The sequence below is a fragment of the Paraburkholderia lebeckiae genome, from assembly GCF_050436225.1.
GTDB lineage: Bacteria > Pseudomonadota > Gammaproteobacteria > Burkholderiales > Burkholderiaceae > Paraburkholderia > Paraburkholderia tuberum.
In genome coordinates this window covers 1,923,307-1,939,952 of sequence record NZ_JBNDLU010000001.1, presented here as the reverse complement: position 1 = coordinate 1,939,952, position 16,646 = coordinate 1,923,307, and the positions used below count along the sequence as shown (strand labels likewise).

Sequence of the window (16,646 nt, the reverse complement as noted above, 5' to 3'; positions counted from 1 at the left end):
TTGCGCCGGCGCCTGGCGAGCGGGTGGTCAAACCGCCGGCAAAATCGCCGCAAAAAGCCGCCGCTGCAAAATCATGGCGAGGCCTGTCGATTCTCCGCAGCCTCGTTCGTCGTCCCTACAGGAAGGGCGGCAAAGCGACGATGCCCGCTCGTCTTCCGTCCGTTTTTCTGACGATTTCTCACAAGGAGATGACTGATGAACGACGCAAACACTTCGATACATACGCTGAAACCGGCCCGCGAACTGGCCGACTTGCCCTCGCGTTTTCCCGGCGAGAGCCCCGGATATCGACGCGCGCGCAACGCGTTGCTCGCCGAGGAGATCGAGTTGCGCCGCCAGATCGAGCGTGTCGCCGCGCAGCGTCGCGCGCTGCCGGCGGGCGGCGTCGTGCCGGAGGATTACCGCTTCGACGGCGAAGCGGGCCCGGTCACGCTATCGCAGATGTTCGGCGCGCACGACACGCTCGTGACCTACAACTGGATGTTCGGACCGCAACGCGCGCGGCCGTGCCCGATGTGCACGTCGCTACTGAGCGCGTGGGACGGCGAAATGCCCGATATCCTGCAGCGCGTCGCGTTCGCGGTGATCGGCCGCTCGCCGATCGACAGGCTCGTCGCGTTCAAGCAGGAGCGCGGCTGGCGGCATCTGCGGCTGTATTCGTCGGGCGGCAACACGTTCAATCGCGATTACGCGGCCGAAGATCCCGCCGGCGACGACCTTCCCGCGCTGAACGTATTCACGCGCACGGGCGGCCTCGTGCGGCACTTCTGGGCCGAGGAGATGGGGCCGTCGACGTCGGACCCCGGACAGGATCCGCGCGGCGCGCCCGATCCGATGCCGTTGTGGACGATCCTCGACATGACGCCGGGCGGCCGTGGCACCGACTGGTATCCGAAGCTGGCGTATTGAGCGGCGCTGCCATGGAGCGATCGAGCGCTACGGATGGGTCTCCGCCGCGCGGCTCTGGGCAAGCGCGGTCCACAGAAACGTGCCGACCGCGCTCGCCCGCATCGGCAGGCTGAACAGATAGCCCTGCACCGCGCGCGCGCCGAGCGCCTTCACGACCTGGGACTGCAACGGCGTTTCGAGTCCTTCCACCACGCATTCGAGCCCGAGGTTGCGGCATAGGTCGATCACGGATTTGATGATCTTCTTCGATGCGCTGTTGGTATCGACGTCGCTCACGAAGCTGCGGTCGATCTTGATCGCGTCGAATGGCAGCCGATGCACGTAGCTGAGGCTCGAATAGCCGGTGCCGAAATCGTCGAGCGACAGCCGGCAGCCGGCCTGCTTCAGCATCGTCATCGCGCTGTGCGCCTGCTCGAAATCGCGCGTCAACGCGGTTTCGGTCATTTCGAACGTCACGCGATGCGGCGACACGCCGCTTGCCGCGACGATGTCGATCAGGCGGCGCGCGCGCGCCGACGTCGAGATATCGATCGCGGACAGGTTGAACGACAGATACAGATCGGCGGGCCAGTGCGCCACCTCGGCGAGCGCCTGGCGCAGCAGCACGTCGGTGATGCCGAGGATCAGCTCGGTCCGCTCTGCAATCCGAATGAATTCCTCCGGCCTGACCATGCCGAGCCGCGCGTTGTGCCATCGCCCGAGCGCTTCGAGGCCGATCGGCCGGCGCGTGAGCAGATCGTAGATCGGCTGGAACTCGAGGAACAGTTCCGCTTCGAGGTCCGCATGGCGCAGCTCCTGCGTGACGAGGCTTAGACGCCGCATCTGCGTTTCGTGTTCGGTCGAGAAAATCACCGGCATGCCGCGGCGGTTTTCCTTGCCGACGTAGAGCGCGGCGTCGGCGCGTTCGAACACCTGCGCGACCGTCGAGCCCGCGTCGGGAAACGCGGCCCAGCCGATCGTGCCCGACAGCTCCGCGACATTGTCGGCGACTTGATAAGGCTGGCTGAGCGCATCGCAGATACGCTGCCCCAACTCGACCAGCGCTTCGTTCGACACCTTGTGGCGCACGAGCACGCCGAATTCATCGCCGCCCAGACGCGCGAACATCAGGCCCGTTTCGCCGATCAACACGAGCCGCGTGCCGACTTCCTGCAGCACGAGGTCGCCGCTCGCGTGACCGTAAATGTCGTTGACCTGCTTGAAGCCGTCCAGATCGATGAGACCGACATTGAAGCCGCCACCGGTTTCGAGCGCCTGCTCCGATATCGCGCTCAGCGCCGCGAAGAAACTGCGCCGGTTCGGCAGGCCGGTCAGACTGTCGATGTTGGCGAGCCGGTAGTTGTCGTCGCTGAGCCGTTGGGTGTTGTGCTGGCTTGCCTGCAGTTCGCGTTGCGCGTGCACCGCGTCTGCAAACGTGCGCCAGTAAAGCTGGATGACCACCGCGAGCGCGACGCCGACCAGCGCCATGTCGACGGCCATCGCGAAGAACACCGGCGAGCCGCTCGACACGAGGAACCCGGAGAAACTCAGGATGACGATGCAAAGCAGCAGAAGCGCGGGCTTGCGCAGATGGATCAGGCAGAACATGCTGCCGACCAGCGTCGTCGCCATATAGAACGCGACCTGCGCCTGCTGGTAGGCGGTGCCGTACGGAAACAGCAGCACCGACCAGACGCTGAACGCGACGCCGAACACGCCGACGATCCATGTCACGCTGCGCAATTCGCGGACCGCCTGAGCGTCCGTCATCTTATGGTTGCGTTTGCGCCACCAGCGCACGCAGCGATACACACACAGCGCGCCGAGCGTGCCGGGCACATACATCGACAGCCAGGCCGGCGCGCTGTCCAGATGCGTCGCCGCCACCGCCGCCGTGTTGACGAGCAGGATGAAGTAGAGAAGCGGTACCTGGCGGCCGAACGCGTGCAACTGCGCACGCATCAGCTCCCGGTCACCCTCGGCGACCGACAGTGCCTTCTTCAATCTCGCAAGCCAAGCCATCGCCATCCCTTTAACGTTTGCGCGTTAAACGCAGCTGTTTATATCGGCGCGAGGCTGATTAACTTGAGCGCTCCGAGGGGATAACGGAGCATCGCAGTCCAGGGGCTGTGAACCCGGCTGCGCGCTTACGGATCGTCGGGCGGTAAGTACTACCTGGCGGCGCGCGTCGGCGGCGCTGGAACCAGACGTTTGTGCCGGATGCCGATCGCGAGACTCGAGCAAATGGCGGCCTTCGAGCATGCTCAAAGCGTGGGGCACGACAGCACCCGCTGCGGCCGCATGGCGGTGCCGGGCAGGCCGGCCGGCGCGGGTGTACCGCGCGGCGCGGCCGCGACGAGCCGGACCGCGTTGGCGCCAGCATTCGCGAGCACGTATTTTTCCGGGCTGTCATCCGGCTGCCAGTACGCGCGAAACACGTCGCCGTCGCTGAACACGAGCAGCTTGCCGTGCACCGTTTTTCCGCCGCCAACAAAGTCCACCGGTTCGCCGTCGCGTAGCGAAAAGCTCTGCGCGGCGCTGGAGTTCGTCGGACCGACGAGGGTCGCGCACGCGTTGTCGTCGGCCGCGGCCGCCGCCGACGACAACGCGGCGAGCAGCGCGCATGTTGCAAAGTGGCGAATTCTCACTTCTTTATGTCTTGTCGATAGTTAACCTGTGACGTGTATTGCAAATGGTGGGCCCGCGCATCGCGAAAAGGGCTATCGTCATCGGGAAGGCGGCGCGGGATCGCGTAACGCGACCTAAAGTACTGAAATTGCAACGGATTGTGATGCGCGGCGAACGCTCATAAGGCGGCGCGCGCGCATAAGCTCGCGATTCTTATGGCAGTTTGGGGCGCAAAAACGTCAAACCGGCGCCTCTGCCTTGATACAAGCCTTACACAAGGGTTTGCGCGAAGGTGCGCCTATGCGTTAGTGTGTCGGTCCCGGCGCCTCAGAGGGCGCCGGTTCCATGATTACCATACGGGAAGTGCTATGAACAAACAGGAACTGATTGATGCAGTCGCCGCAGCGACGGGCGAAAGCAAAGCGGCAACCGGCCAGACCATCGACGCGATCGTCGAGGCAGTGACCAAGGCCGTGGTGAGCGGCGATACGGTGCAACTGGTCGGTTTCGGTTCGTTCTCGACCGGCGCGCGCGCGGCACGCGTGGGCCGCAATCCGTCGACAGGCGAAGAGATCCAGATCGCCGCGGCCAAGACGGTGAAGTTCACCGCAGGCAAGGCGTTCAAGGAAGCCGTCAACGCGTCGTAAGCAACGCGCTTCACGCCGGAGCATTCGCGGTGCGCTCCGCAGCCCCGCTGTGAGGCGCGCGTGAGTGATGCGTCGGGCGTGAGGATCACGCGCTGCCCCACCCGGCCAGGCGATTCGCCGGCAGGTAGTGCGGCGCGTGTGTCTGGCTCCTTGAGCCAGGCGTTCGTGGGCTCGACCGGCTTCGATCGAGTCTAGAGCGGACCCGTCGCGGCCATCGCGATCGGGCGGTCCGTGCGTTGCCCTGTCAGCCCGCGCGACGCTTGCGGGTTGCCTCGGCGAGCGTGGCGAGCACCGGTTCGGTCTGCGCCCAGCTCACGCAGGCATCCGTGATCGATACGCCATAACGCAACGGCACACCGGCCTTCAGATCCTGACGGCCTTCTTCCAGATGACTTTCGAGCATCACACCGACAATGCGGCGCTCGCGCTCCGACAGTTGTCGCGCGATATCGTCCGCGACCTCGATCTGCCGCAAGTGCGATTTGTTCGAGTTCGCATGCGAGCAGTCGATCATCACCTGCTCGCGCAGACCCGCTGAACCCAGCGCTTCACAGGTCGCCTGCACCGACGCGCTGTCGTAGTTCGGCCCTTTCTTGCCGCCGCGCAGGATCACGTGCGCGTCGTCGTTGCCGCGTGTTTCGAAGATCGCGGCCATGCCCATTTTCGTCATGCCCATGAACGCGTGGCTCGCACGCGCCGCGACGATCGCGTCGGCGGCGATCTGCACGCCGCCGTCGGTGCCGTTCTTGAAGCCGATCGGGCAGCTCAGTCCCGACGCGAGCTGACGATGACTCTGGCTCTCGGTCGTGCGCGCGCCGATCGCGCCCCACGCGATCAGATCGGCGATGTATTGCGGGCTCAACAGGTCGAGAAACTCGGTCGCCGTGGGCAGGCCCAGACCGTTGATGTCGAGTAGCAATTGCCGGGCGAGACGCAGGCCTTCGTTGATGCGGAAGCTGCCGTCCAGACGCGGATCGTTGATATAGCCTTTCCAGCCCACCGTCGTGCGCGGTTTCTCGAAGTACACGCGCATCACGATCAGCAGATCGTCCCGGTAATGATCGGTGGCGGCCTTCAGCTTGCGTGCGTACTCGATCGCCTGGTCGTGATCGTGAATCGAACAGGGGCCGACGATCAGCACGAGCCGGTCGTCGCGGCTGTGCAGAATGTCGGCGATTTCGATGCGAGTCTTCTCGACCAGCGACTGCACCGCGGGCGGCACCGGCAGTTCGTCCTGCAGCAGCGCGGGGGAAATCAGCGGACGGACCGCGCCGATGCGCACGTCGTCGATGCGCGTGGTGTCCTGGGTGGCGTCGGCCGAGCCGACTTCCTGATCGTGCAGGGGATTGTCGAGGGCGCTCAAGATGTTCTCCGCAATCGGTTGATGAGGCGGCCTTGCCGCCTGATTATGCGAGCGCCGCCGCGATGAGGGCGCGCGGGCGCCGCGTGGGTTTGACGTGGACCGTGCGGGTTGGGTTGCTGCGTGCCTCGGGCAAGGTTTGACGCAAGGTCTTGCGTCGGGCTTGACGCGAAGCCGACGCGACCGCGCACGGATGCGCTGGCGCGATTATGACACCCGCGCCGGCCTCATGGCGGGCGGACCGGCGGGCAGGCGGCGCGGCGGATTCAGAGCTTCTCGAGCAACGCCATCGCGGCGGCCGGATTGCGCTCCTTGAAGCCGCTGATCACATACAGATAGACGTCGCGCGTGGCGGCCTTCGCGGGCGGCTCCGCGCAGGTCTCGAGATCGTCGGGCGTGATGCCCGCGGCGAGCTGGCGCGCGCGTTCGGCCCATGCGTCGAGCGCTTTCGTCGAATAGCCATTGGCTTGCTTTTCGCTCGTGCCCATGATGCGCGCGTAGACGAACGGCCCGGTGATGTCGGCGATCTGCGGATACTCGCTGTCGGCCGCGAGCACGACCGCGACCTTGTACTTGCGCGCCAGCGCGATGAAGTCCGGTGTCCTGAACGACTCGTGACGAACCTCGACCGCGTGCCGCAGCTTCTGTCCTTCGATGCTCGCGGGCAGCAGCTTCAGAAAGGCCTCGAAATCGTCGGCGTCGAATTTTTTGGTCGGCGCGAACTGCCAGTTGATGGGCCCGAGCTTCTGCTTGAGCAGCAGCACGCCGCTTGCGAAGAATCGCTCGATCGTGTCGCCCGCTTCGGCGAGCACCTTGCGGTTGGTCGCGTAACGCGGCGCTTTCAGCGAGAACACGAAATCGTCGGGCGTTTCCTGATACCACTTCTCGTAGCTGGCCGGCTTCTGCAAACCATAGAACGTGCCGTTGATTTCGATCGACGTCAGATGCCGGCTCGCATATTCGAGTTCGCGGCTTTGCGTCAGGTCTTCCGGATAAAACGGCCCGCGCCACGGCGCATAGGTCCAGCCGCCGATGCCGATGCGAATGCGTGGGGCGGACGTGGATCTGGACGACGTTTCGGTTGATTTTTTCGTTGGCGCTTTCTTTGCGGCTTTCGGTTTGTCGCCGCGTTCTTCGCCAGACTTCTCGCTTCGCTTGTTGCTTTCCTTCGCGCTTGTCGCTGCGGGCACTTGGGCTCTCCTTCGGGCTGCGGCGGGAAAGCTCGTAGATTAGCCGCTTTTCTCGCGGCGCGCGGCGCTTGCCGGGCCGGTGGCCTCGGGCTTGCCCTCGCTGGCCGCGGCGCTGGCTTCGTCGAAACGACGGCTCGCTGCGGCCACTTCCACGCGAAAGCGCTGCAACGCGCCGAGCGCGAGGTCGGGCGGCGTCAGCGCGACCCACAGCACGTCGATCAGCTGATCGGCGGTGGCGTCGATATCGATCTGCCGGTTCGTCAGCGTGGCGTCCCACAGCACATGCTCCATCGGGCCGAACACCATCGAGCGCAACAGGCGCAGCGGCATGTCGGAGCGAATCTCGCCGCTTTGCTGGCCTTGCGCGAGCACGCGCATCAACGGCGCGGTGTAGCGGCGCTGCAGTTCGGTCAGCGCTTCGCTCAGTTCGTGATGCCGCGCGCGGCCTTCGGACAGCACGAGCGCGCACAGATCGGTGCCATTCACGAGCATCAGCCGCAGATGCATGCGCACGATGAACGCGAATTGCTGGCGCACGTTGCCGTCGCGCGGCAAACCCGCTTCGATTGCGTCGATGATCTCGTCGTACCAATCGCCGATGACACGAGCGCACAACTCGCGCTTGCCGCGAAAGTAGCTGAACACCGTCGCCTCGGAAACGCCCAGGCGCTGCGCGATTTCCGCGGTCGTCGCGCGTTCGTAGCCCTTTTCGGAGAACACGTCGCGCCCCGCCTGAAGAATCTCCTTCACGCGCCGCTGCGACTTGCGCCCGGCCGGCTGGCGACGCGAGACAGGTAATCCGGCCTTCTCGGCAACCGTCATATGAGTAAAATTCAGATTTGTGATGCGGATTGGGGATCGAGCTGGCGTTTGAACGCTGCTTCTGTGCCCGCTGAACGCGATCGTAGCACCGAATCGACCGGCTGATGCGCGTTTGTAAATTTCTGAGTAACACTCAAAAATACCTATTGACGCTTACGTCAATCAGGCGTGAAATGCGCGTTGACATGCTTTCGCGTGCCGCTTCGCGTTCCACCAGCGGCCGCCCATGAACTCAGGAGACACCGCAATGCCCAATCTGCCCGGTTTGCAGTTCCCGCTCGGCGAAGAGATCGAAATGCTGCGCGACAGCATTGCGTCGTTCGCCGCCAAAGAAATCGCGCCGCGCGCCGGGGAAATCGATCGCACCGATCAGTTCCCGATGGACCTGTGGCGCAAATTCGGCGACCTCGGCGTGCTCGGCATGACGGTTTCCGAAGAGTACGGCGGCGCGAACATGGGCTATACCGCGCACATGGTCGCGATGGAGGAAATTTCGCGTGCGTCGGCATCGGTTGGCCTGTCGTACGGCGCGCATTCGAACCTGTGCGTGAACCAGATTCATCGCAACGGCACCGACGCGCAGAAGCGCAAGTATCTGCCGAAGCTCGTGTCGGGCGAGCACGTCGGCGCGCTCGCGATGAGCGAGCCGAACGCGGGCTCGGACGTGGTCAGCATGAAGCTGCGCGCCCAGAAGAAGGGCGATCGTTACGTGCTGAACGGCACCAAGATGTGGATCACCAACGGCCCCGACTGCGACACCCTGGTCGTCTATGCAAAGACCGATCCCGAAGCGAATTCGCGCGGCATTACCGCGTTCATCGTCGAGAAGGGCATGAAGGGTTTCTCGGTCGCGCAGAAGCTCGACAAGCTCGGCATGCGCGGCTCGCACACCGGCGAGCTGGTGTTCCAGGACGTCGAAGTGCCGGAGGAAAATATCCTTGGGGCATTGAACGGCGGCGTCAAAGTGCTGATGAGCGGTCTCGACTACGAGCGCGCGGTGCTCGCGGGCGGCCCGACCGGCATCATGGTCGCGGTGATGGACGCGGTCGTGCCGTATATCCACGACCGCAAGCAGTTCGGCCAGTCGATCGGCGAATTCCAGCTGATCCAGGGCAAGGTCGCCGATCTGTACACGACGCTGCAGGCATGCCGCGCGTATCTGTACGCGGTGGGCCGCCAACTCGACACGCTCGGCAACGACCATGTGCGCCAGGTCCGCAAGGACTGCGCGGGCGTGATTCTGTACACGGCCGAAAAGGCGACCTGGATGGCTGGCGAGGCGATCCAGATTCTCGGCGGCAATGGCTATATCAACGAGTATCCGGTCGGTCGTCTGTGGCGCGATGCGAAGCTCTATGAAATTGGCGCGGGCACGAGCGAGATTCGTCGCATGCTGATCGGCCGGGAGCTGTTTGCCGAAACGCTGTGATGCAAGCGCGCGTGAGCCCCCTCAATACGCCGCACTTTGGAGAAGCGACGTCATGCCGATCATCGAATCGAAACTGAACCCGCGCTCGGACGACTTTCGCGCGAACGCAGCGGCGCTCGAAGCGCTCGTCGCCGATCTGCGCGCGAAGATCGAGCAACTCGCGCAGGGCGGCGGGCAGGCCGCGCGCGACAAGCACACGAGCCGCGGCAAGCTGCTGCCGCGCGAGCGGATCGCGCAACTGCTCGACCCGGGCACGCCGTTTCTCGAACTGTCGCAACTCGCCGCGTACGGTATGTACAACGACGACGCGCCGGGCGCCGGCGTGATCACCGGCATCGGCCGCATCGCGGGACAGGAGTGCGTGATCGTCTGCAACGACGCGACCGTGAAGGGCGGCACCTACTATCCGGTCACCGTCAAGAAGCACGTGCGCGCGCAGGAAATCGCCAGCGAAAACCGCTTGCCGTGCGTCTACCTCGTCGACTCGGGTGGCGCGAATCTGCCGAATCAGGACGACGTATTTCCCGATCGCGATCACTTCGGCCGCATCTTCTACAACCAGGCGAATCTGTCGGCCGCGGGTATTCCGCAGATCGCGGTCGTGATGGGCTCGTGCACCGCGGGCGGCGCGTATGTGCCGGCGATGAGCGACGAGTCGATCATCGTCAAGAACCAGGGGACGATTTTTCTCGGCGGCCCACCGCTCGTCAAGGCCGCGACCGGCGAAGTGGTCAGCGCCGAAGATCTCGGCGGCGGCGACGTGCATACGCGTCTGTCGGGCGTCGTCGATCATCTCGCGCAGAACGATGCGCATGCGCTCGGCATCGCGCGCAGCATCGTCGGCCATCTGAACCGCGTGAAGCCGGCGCCGCTCGTATTGCAGGAGCCGAAGCCGCCGCGCTACGACACCCAGAGCATCTACGGCGTGATTCCGGTCGACACGCGCAAGCCGTTCGATATCCGCGAGGTGATCGCGCGTATCGTCGACGATTCCGCGTTCGACGAATTCAAGGCGCGCTACGGCACCACGCTCGTCTGCGGCTTCGCGCATATCTGGGGGCATCCGGTCGGCATCGTCGCGAACAACGGCATTCTGTTTTCGGAGTCGGCGCTCAAGGGTACGCACTTCATCGAGCTGTGCTGCCAGCGCAAGATCCCGCTCGTGTTTCTGCAGAACATCACCGGCTTCATGGTCGGCCGCAAGTACGAAAACGAAGGCATCGCGAGGAACGGCGCGAAGATGGTCACCGCGGTCGCGACCGCGAAGGTGCCGAAGTTCACGGTGATCATCGGCGGTTCGTTCGGCGCGGGCAACTATGGCATGTGCGGCCGCGCATATTCGCCGCGCTTCCTGTGGATGTGGCCGAACGCGCGCATCTCGGTGATGGGCGGCGAGCAGGCCGCGTCGGTGCTCGCCACCGTCAAGCGCGACGGCATCGAAGCGAAGGGCGGCAACTGGAGCGCGGAGGAAGAAGAGGCGTTCAAGCAGCCGATCCGCGAGCAATACGAGCATCAGGGCCATCCGTACTACGCGAGCGCGCGGTTGTGGGACGACGGCGTGATCGACCCCGCGCAAACTCGCGACGTGCTTGGGCTGGGTTTGTCGGCGGCGATGAACGCGCCGATCGAAGATACGCGTTTCGGCGTGTTCAGAATGTGATGGCCCGCGTCACCGCGATGCGACCGTGTAAGGCAAAGGAGTGCTACGCATGCAATACGAAACGCTGAAGGTCGAGGTTGCCGGCCAGATCGCGACGGTCACGCTCAATCGTCCGGACGTGCGCAACGCGTTCAATGAAACGATGATCGCCGAGCTGACTGCCGCATTCACCGCGCTCCACACGCGCGACGACGTGCGAGCGGTGGTGCTGGCCGCGAACGGCAAGGCGTTTTGCGCGGGCGCCGACCTGAACTGGATGAAGAAAATGGCCGGCTACTCGGACGACGAGAACCGCGCCGATGCGATGCGGCTCGCCGGCATGCTGTCGGCGGTATATCGCTGCAACAAGCCGGTGATCGCGCGCGTGAGCGGCGACGCATACGCGGGCGGCATGGGCCTGATTGCCGCGTGCGATATCGTCGTCGCGGTCGACAGCGCGCACTTCTGCCTGTCCGAGGCGCGGCTCGGGCTGATTCCCGCGACGATCGCGCCATACGTGATTCGTGCGCTCGGCGAGCAGGCGTCGCGGCGCTACTTCCTCACCGCCGAGGCGTTCGACTGCGCGAGCGCGTTGCGGCTGGGTTTGGTCAGCGAAGCGGTGAGCGCCGAGCAGCTCGATGCAACGGTCGCGCAACTCGCGCAGACGCTGTGCGCGAACGGCCCGCAAGCGGTGCGCGCCTGCAAGCGGCTCGTGCAGGACATCGCGGGCCGCGAGTTGAGCGCCGCGCTGATCGAGGACACCGCCGTGCGGATTGCGAAAACGCGGGCCGGCGTAGAGGGCCGCGAAGGCGTGGCGTCGTTCCTCGAAAAGCGCACGCCGGGCTGGCGCAACTGACATGCTTCGCTAACAACCATCGCCCCGTATCGCCCATTTCATCGAGACACTCATGTTCAACAAGATCCTGATCGCCAACCGGGGTGAAATCGCGTGCCGCGTCGCGGCGACCTGCAAGCGGCTCGGCATCGCGAGCGTGGCCGTCTATTCGGACGCCGACGCCAACGCGAAACACGTCGCCGCCTGCGACGAAGCGGTGCATATCGGCGGTTCGACGGCGGCGCAAAGCTATCTGCGCATCGAGCGGATCATCGAAGCCGCGCGCGCGACCGGCGCGCAGGCCGTGCATCCGGGCTACGGCTTTCTTTCGGAAAACGAAGACTTCGCGCATGCGTGCGAGGCGGCCGGCATCGTCTTTATCGGACCGCCGGTCGAAGCGATCGCCGCGATGGGCTCGAAGGCCGCCGCGAAAGCGCTGATGCACGCGGCCGCGGTGCCGCTCGTGCCAGGCTATCACGGCGACGACCAGGAGCCGCAGCTGTTGCAGCGCGAGGCGGACGCGATCGGCTATCCGGTGCTGCTGAAGGCGAGCGCGGGCGGCGGCGGCAAGGGCATGCGCGTGGTCGAGCGCGGTGCGGACTTCGCGGCCGCGCTGCTGTCGTGCAAGCGCGAGGCGGCAAGCAGCTTCGGCAACGATCGCGTGCTGATCGAGAAGTATCTGACCCGGCCGCGTCACGTCGAAGTCCAGGTGTTCGCCGATCGGCACGGCGGCGCCGTTTATCTGTTCGACCGCGACTGTTCGGTGCAGCGGCGTCATCAGAAAGTGCTCGAGGAAGCGCCCGCGCCGGGGCTCTCGGCCGAGGTCAAGCGCGCGATGGGCGAAGCGGCCGTGGCCGCCGCGCGCGCGGTCAACTACGTTGGCGCGGGTACGGTCGAATTCATCATGACGCCGGCCGGCGAGTTCTATTTCATGGAGATGAACACGCGGCTGCAGGTCGAGCATCCCGTCACCGAGATGGTGACGGGGCAGGACCTCGTCGAATGGCAGTTGCGCGTTGCAGCGGGCGAGAGTTTGCCGCTCACCCAGCAGCAGTTGAAGCTCGACGGCCACGCGATCGAGGCGCGCATCTACGCAGAGCATCCGGCGCGCGGCTTCCTGCCGTCCACCGGCACGCTCAAGCATCTGCGCATGCCAGAAGGCGTCGAGTTCGCGATCGACGCGGCCGGACTCGGCGAGCCGGGCCGCAAGGCGCCGGTGCGTATCGACAGCGGCGTGCGCGAGGGTGACACGATCACGCCGTTCTACGATCCGATGATCGCCAAGCTGATCGTGCACGGCGCGACGCGCGAGGAGGCGTTGGCGCGACTCGCGCATGCGCTGCATGCCTGCGAGGTGGTCGGGCCGCACACGAACGTCGAGTTTCTGCGGCGCATCGTCGCGAGCGAACCGTTCGCGAGCGGCGAGCTCGACACCGGTTTGATCGAGCGTCATCACGACGTGCTGTTCGCGCCGGCACAGAAGCCGTTCAAGGAAGCGCTCGCGCTCGCTTGCGCCGCATTGTTGACGCGCGAGGGCGGCACCGCGCACGGCGCGTCGCCGTGGGACGCGCTGTCGCACTGGCGGCTCAATGGCGGTTACACACAAACGCTCGGCTGGCGCGTGATCGACGACGGCGCCAACGACGACAGCGACGACGCGTTCACGGTCATCTTTGCGCGCAGTGGGGGAACGCAAGCGCTCGTGCAAACACTCGAACACGACGGCGTGCGCGAGGACTTCACATGGTCGGTCGGCGCGGGCGCCCATGAATTCCGCGCAACGATCGGCGATGCGCGCGTGACGGGGCGTGTATTCGTCGACGGCGACAGGTTCCATGTGTTCTGCCATGGTGAGACGCTCGCATTCGAATGGCAGAACCTGCTCGCGCATGCCGCGGATGCCGAGCACGGCGAAGGCCGTCTGACGGCGCCGATGCCGGGCAAAGTGATCGCGGTGCTGGTCGAACCAGGCGCGGTGGTCGAGAAGGGCGCGCCGCTGATCGTGATGGAAGCGATGAAGATGGAGCATACGATCGGCGCCCCGGCGGCGGGCACGGTCGCCGAGGTGCTGTATGCGGTCGGTGATCAGGTCACCGACGGCGCGCAACTGCTGGTGCTGGAGGTGCAGCAGGCGGGTGAATAAGCACGTCGAGTGGCAGACGAGCGAGTAGGTGAATCAAGCGAGCCGCGCGTAGCCCGCGGCGCGCGCTTCACTTTCCAGCTCGCCGATGCGCGCGTAGTCGGTCAGCGGCAACGTCGAAAAACCCCTTAAACGCAGGCGTTTTGCACGCTCGGGGCGGACGCTCAGCGCCTCGTCCAACGCGTCGCGCAACGCCGCGACCGTGGCCGGCGGCACATTGGCCGCGGCGATCAGCGGCAAGCCCGGCGAGGCGGCGGTCATGCCGATCGCGCGCATGCGCCCCGCGAGTTCCGGAAGCACGTCGCAAACGAAGGCGAAGGTCACGCAGTCGATCGCGGCGACGTCCGCACGATTGTCCGCGACCGCGCGCAGCGAGCCGAGATGCGAGCCCGTGCGCAGCACCGCGCCGAAGAACATGCCGGCGCGCGCGAGCGGCGCGACCGCGTGACGAAATGCATTCATGCCGCTGTTCGAATCGTCCTGGTTGTAGGCGGCGCGTGCGCCGCGGCACGAGGCGAGTGAGTCGAAGCGCGCGTCGGCGCGCGTGACCAGTACGCTCGAGTAATGCGCGCCGTCGCAGCCGGGCGCATCGAAGCAGGGTGTCGCGACCAATTGCACCTGCGCGTGCAGCCCCTGCATCAGCGGATAACCGCAGGTCTGGGAAATCAGCAGATTCGGGCGCCGCCAGAAGCCGTGCAGTTCCTCGTCCGGTTCGACGATGCGGCACGCGGGCTTGACCCGGCGCAGCACGTCGTCGAGCCACTCGCGCCATTCGAGGTCGAGCGCGGGTGTCACGTTGTACATCGGCAGGGCGGCGATCCAGCTCATGAAGGCGTTTCTCGCGCCTAATGTCTGACCAATTTGAATTCGTCGAGACCGAGCCGCACCGGCTCGCTCGGCGTGAACTGCCATCGCTGCGCGGCTACGGAGAGGATCTCGTCCTGCGCATCCTCGAACGCGACCAGCAGGTCCTGCTTGCGACGGCTCACGGCGCCACAGAACTCGACCAGCGCGTCGGCGCTGACTTCAAAAATCTGCGCACGATCGTCGCAGCACACGCGGAACGCGACCGTCGCGCATTCCGTCACACAGGGCCGGAACCCTTCATCGACATAGACCGACATGGCGAACTCCTTCGGACGCCTGAATCGACAGGATGACAAACCGCGCCTGCCAGGTATGTGGGAGAACCGGCATTGACGGCCAAATGCCCGGCACCGCGACAGGCGCGACGGTCCGGAAACTGGCGGAAAGTTAGCCAGAAACTGGCGGCGGACTCGTTCAAGTCCGAGCCAGGGCCGCGGCGCGAACCGTGGCCGGAGGGAGACGGCGGCGGTTCGACTCGCCATCGGTCTCGCCTGCTGGTGGGCCGCCCCGGTCAGAATCGCGGCGGGAACTGCTCAGGAAACGCTTAAATCGGGCGCTGCAATCCAATGTCGAAATCGACGCGAGAATCGCTCGCGCCGGTCTCGGACTGTGTTTGGATTTTCTCACCAACCTCGCGGTGCAGATCGGCGTAGGTATCCACTTTACGATTAGCGCGCGTTTTGTGCAGGCGATGAGTCCGGCGGGGCTGGCCGGGTTGCGTGAGCGCCCGAGATATTGAGCCGACGGATCAGCGGGCCCAATGTCGTCGCCTGAATCAGCAGGCTGAATACCACGACGAGATACGTGACGCCGATGAACATTTCGCGTCCATGAAACTCCGGCAGCGACAGAGCAAGCGCAATCGAGATGCCGCCGCGCAGTCCGCCCCACGTCAGCACGACAGCCGAATGCGGACTGAGCCGCCGGAAGTTCTGCAGCGCGAGCAGCGGAATCGCGACGCTGACGCCGCGCGCGAACAGTACGACCGGAATCGCCGCGAGCCCGAGCCAAGCGATTTCGACGCGCAGCGACAGCGCAATGATTTCGAGTCCGATCAGCCCGAACAGCACGAGATTGAGCAACTCGTCGAGCAGGTCCCAGAAGTTGAACAGATGCTCGCGCGTCTTCTCCGACATCGACGTCGACGCGCCGTGATTGCCGATCACGAGCCCCATGATCACGACCGCGAGAGGCGCTGACACGTGCAGCGCTTCGGCGAGACTATAGCCGCCGGTCGCGAGCGCGAGTGTGATCAGGATTTCGACTGGATAGCTGTCGATGCCTCGCAGCAGCAGCGACGCGCCGAAGCCGAGCGCCGCGCCGAGCACGAGCGCTCCGGCGACTTCGCGCAGCAGATCGAATGCGATCGCGCCCGCGGAAAACTCGTTCGCGCCGGTCGCGAGTCCGACTAGCGTGACGAATGCGACGACGGCCGTGCCGTCGTTGAACAGCGATTCGCCGGTAATCTTGGTTTCGAGGCTTTCGGGCGCCGCCGCGCGCTTGAGCACGCTGAGTACCGCGATCGGATCGGTCGGCGAGATCAGCGCGCCGAACACGAGACACCACAGCAGGCTCACCGGTTGGCCGAGCCATTGTGCCGCGTAGTAAAAGCCGAAGCCGACCACCGCGATCGAAATCAATACGCCGATCGTCGCGAGCATCAGCACCGCGCGCCGCTGCGTGCGCATCTTCGACAGATCGACGTGCAGCGCGCCGGCGAACAGCAGCAGACTTAACAGGCCGTGAAACACGATGTCGGCAAAATCGATCTGCACGACGATCTTGCGCGCGGCGGTCGCCATCGCCGGATAGTAGAACCCGAGCGCGGAAATGCCGACGCAGACGACGAGCCCGACAGCGGTGATGCCGAGCGTGTCGGGCAACCTGATGAATCGATAATTGAGGACGCCGAATAGCGCGACGATGGCGAACAGAGCACCGGCAATCTGGAAGACGCTCATCGTGCACGCTCCCCCGCTTCGCGGTGGCGCAAACGCGTGATCACGGTGGCACCGAGGTAACTCGCGCGACAAGGCATAAAACAGGCAGGCAGAGAATGCCGACACAATTGCGATATTGAACCAGCGAGATGTTTCACCAGCAATTCCTTATTCAGGCTCATTCAATCCGATAAGCGATCTGCGGTCTGTAATGACACGATCTTTGCCGCTGGCGATCGAGCGACGTACCGGGACGGACGC

14 protein-coding genes are annotated in these 16,646 nt (G+C 65.0%); 6 read left to right on the top strand and 8 right to left on the bottom strand.

Annotated features, from left to right (window positions below; genetic code table 11):
• Positions 1-195 precede the first annotated feature (195 nt).
• Entirely contained in the window at positions 196-909 is a 714-nt protein-coding gene (locus OKW45_RS08995; RefSeq protein WP_429467351.1) for a DUF899 family protein, read from the top strand.
• A gap of 27 nt (positions 910-936) precedes the next feature.
• On the opposite strand, the gene OKW45_RS08990 is transcribed toward OKW45_RS08995, so the two are convergent.
• Entirely contained in the window at positions 937-2,910 is a 1,974-nt protein-coding gene (locus OKW45_RS08990) for a putative bifunctional diguanylate cyclase/phosphodiesterase (protein ID WP_429467349.1), read from the bottom strand.
• A gap of 242 nt (positions 2,911-3,152) precedes the next feature.
• Entirely contained in the window at positions 3,153-3,536 is a 384-nt protein-coding gene (locus OKW45_RS08985; RefSeq protein WP_429467346.1) for a hypothetical protein, read from the bottom strand.
• 348 nt (positions 3,537-3,884) lie between these two features.
• Here OKW45_RS08985 and OKW45_RS08980 point away from each other — a divergent pair, with 348 nt between their 5' ends.
• Positions 3,885-4,163: an HU family DNA-binding protein gene (locus OKW45_RS08980; RefSeq protein ID WP_013092091.1), complete on the top strand. Its 279-nt coding sequence runs from the start codon at positions 3,885-3,887 to the stop codon at positions 4,161-4,163.
• Between the two features lie 244 nt (positions 4,164-4,407).
• Here OKW45_RS08980 and OKW45_RS08975 read toward each other — a convergent pair whose 3' ends face one another.
• From OKW45_RS08975 to OKW45_RS08965, 3 genes are all read right to left on the bottom strand, one after another.
• On the bottom strand, positions 4,408-5,526 hold the full coding sequence (locus OKW45_RS08975) for a 3-deoxy-7-phosphoheptulonate synthase (RefSeq protein WP_429467344.1): 1,119 nt from the start codon (positions 5,524-5,526) through the stop codon (positions 4,408-4,410).
• Between the two features lie 263 nt (positions 5,527-5,789).
• Positions 5,790-6,713 carry a DUF72 domain-containing protein gene (locus tag OKW45_RS08970; RefSeq protein WP_429467342.1) on the bottom strand — a complete coding sequence of 308 codons (924 nt, stop codon included), beginning with the start codon at positions 6,711-6,713 and terminating at the stop codon, positions 5,790-5,792.
• A 39-nt stretch (positions 6,714-6,752) separates the two neighbouring features.
• Positions 6,753-7,535 carry a TetR/AcrR family transcriptional regulator gene (locus tag OKW45_RS08965; RefSeq protein WP_429467340.1) on the bottom strand — a complete coding sequence of 261 codons (783 nt, stop codon included), beginning with the start codon at positions 7,533-7,535 and terminating at the stop codon, positions 6,753-6,755.
• Between the two features lie 247 nt (positions 7,536-7,782).
• Between OKW45_RS08965 and OKW45_RS08960 the strand changes: the two genes are divergently transcribed.
• Genes OKW45_RS08960 through OKW45_RS08945 form a run of 4 tightly spaced genes read left to right on the top strand, consistent with a single transcriptional unit; the run spans position 7,783 to position 13,581 of the window.
• On the top strand, positions 7,783-8,964 hold the full coding sequence (locus OKW45_RS08960; RefSeq protein WP_184062902.1) for an isovaleryl-CoA dehydrogenase: 1,182 nt from the start codon (positions 7,783-7,785) through the stop codon (positions 8,962-8,964).
• 52 nt (positions 8,965-9,016) lie between these two features.
• Positions 9,017-10,624: a carboxyl transferase domain-containing protein gene (locus OKW45_RS08955; RefSeq protein ID WP_018423016.1), complete on the top strand. Its 1,608-nt coding sequence runs from the start codon at positions 9,017-9,019 to the stop codon at positions 10,622-10,624.
• 49 nt (positions 10,625-10,673) lie between these two features.
• Positions 10,674-11,459 (top strand): enoyl-CoA hydratase/isomerase family protein, encoded by a 786-nt coding sequence (locus OKW45_RS08950; RefSeq protein WP_429467337.1) that lies wholly within the window; start codon positions 10,674-10,676, stop codon positions 11,457-11,459.
• A gap of 52 nt (positions 11,460-11,511) precedes the next feature.
• Positions 11,512-13,581, top strand: a complete 2,070-nt coding sequence (locus OKW45_RS08945; protein ID WP_429467334.1) for an acetyl/propionyl/methylcrotonyl-CoA carboxylase subunit alpha — start codon at positions 11,512-11,514, stop codon at positions 13,579-13,581.
• Between the two features lie 33 nt (positions 13,582-13,614).
• On the opposite strand, the gene OKW45_RS08940 is transcribed toward OKW45_RS08945, so the two are convergent.
• The 3 genes from OKW45_RS08940 to OKW45_RS08930 form a co-directional block, all read right to left on the bottom strand.
• Positions 13,615-14,406, bottom strand: a complete 792-nt coding sequence (locus OKW45_RS08940) for a phosphate/phosphite/phosphonate ABC transporter substrate-binding protein (RefSeq protein ID WP_018423013.1) — start codon at positions 14,404-14,406, stop codon at positions 13,615-13,617.
• A gap of 17 nt (positions 14,407-14,423) precedes the next feature.
• A complete protein-coding gene (locus tag OKW45_RS08935; protein ID WP_018423012.1) occupies positions 14,424-14,702 on the bottom strand; it encodes a DUF1488 family protein in 279 nt (92 codons plus the stop codon).
• Positions 14,703-15,113: 411 nt separating this feature from the next.
• Positions 15,114-16,406 carry a cation:proton antiporter gene (locus OKW45_RS08930; protein ID WP_429467331.1) on the bottom strand — a complete coding sequence of 431 codons (1,293 nt, stop codon included), beginning with the start codon at positions 16,404-16,406 and terminating at the stop codon, positions 15,114-15,116.
• Positions 16,407-16,646: the final 240 nt, after the last annotated feature.

Coding starts and splice junctions, on each gene's coding strand:
- OKW45_RS08990 (WP_429467349.1), bottom strand. CDS start 2,910: ATGGCTTGGCTTGCGAGATTGAAGAAGGCACTGTCGGTCGCCGAGGGT.
- OKW45_RS08960 (WP_184062902.1), top strand. CDS start 7,783: ATGCCCAATCTGCCCGGTTTGCAGTTCCCGCTCGGCGAAGAGATCGAA.
- OKW45_RS08980 (WP_013092091.1), top strand. CDS start 3,885: ATGAACAAACAGGAACTGATTGATGCAGTCGCCGCAGCGACGGGCGAA.
- OKW45_RS08965 (WP_429467340.1), bottom strand. CDS start 7,535: ATGACGGTTGCCGAGAAGGCCGGATTACCTGTCTCGCGTCGCCAGCCG.
- OKW45_RS08940 (WP_018423013.1), bottom strand. CDS start 14,406: ATGAGCTGGATCGCCGCCCTGCCGATGTACAACGTGACACCCGCGCTC.
- OKW45_RS08930 (WP_429467331.1), bottom strand. CDS start 16,406: ATGAGCGTCTTCCAGATTGCCGGTGCTCTGTTCGCCATCGTCGCGCTA.
- OKW45_RS08935 (WP_018423012.1), bottom strand. CDS start 14,702: ATGTCGGTCTATGTCGATGAAGGGTTCCGGCCCTGTGTGACGGAATGC.
- OKW45_RS08955 (WP_018423016.1), top strand. CDS start 9,017: ATGCCGATCATCGAATCGAAACTGAACCCGCGCTCGGACGACTTTCGC.
- OKW45_RS08950 (WP_429467337.1), top strand. CDS start 10,674: ATGCAATACGAAACGCTGAAGGTCGAGGTTGCCGGCCAGATCGCGACG.
- OKW45_RS08995 (WP_429467351.1), top strand. CDS start 196: ATGAACGACGCAAACACTTCGATACATACGCTGAAACCGGCCCGCGAA.
- OKW45_RS08945 (WP_429467334.1), top strand. CDS start 11,512: ATGTTCAACAAGATCCTGATCGCCAACCGGGGTGAAATCGCGTGCCGC.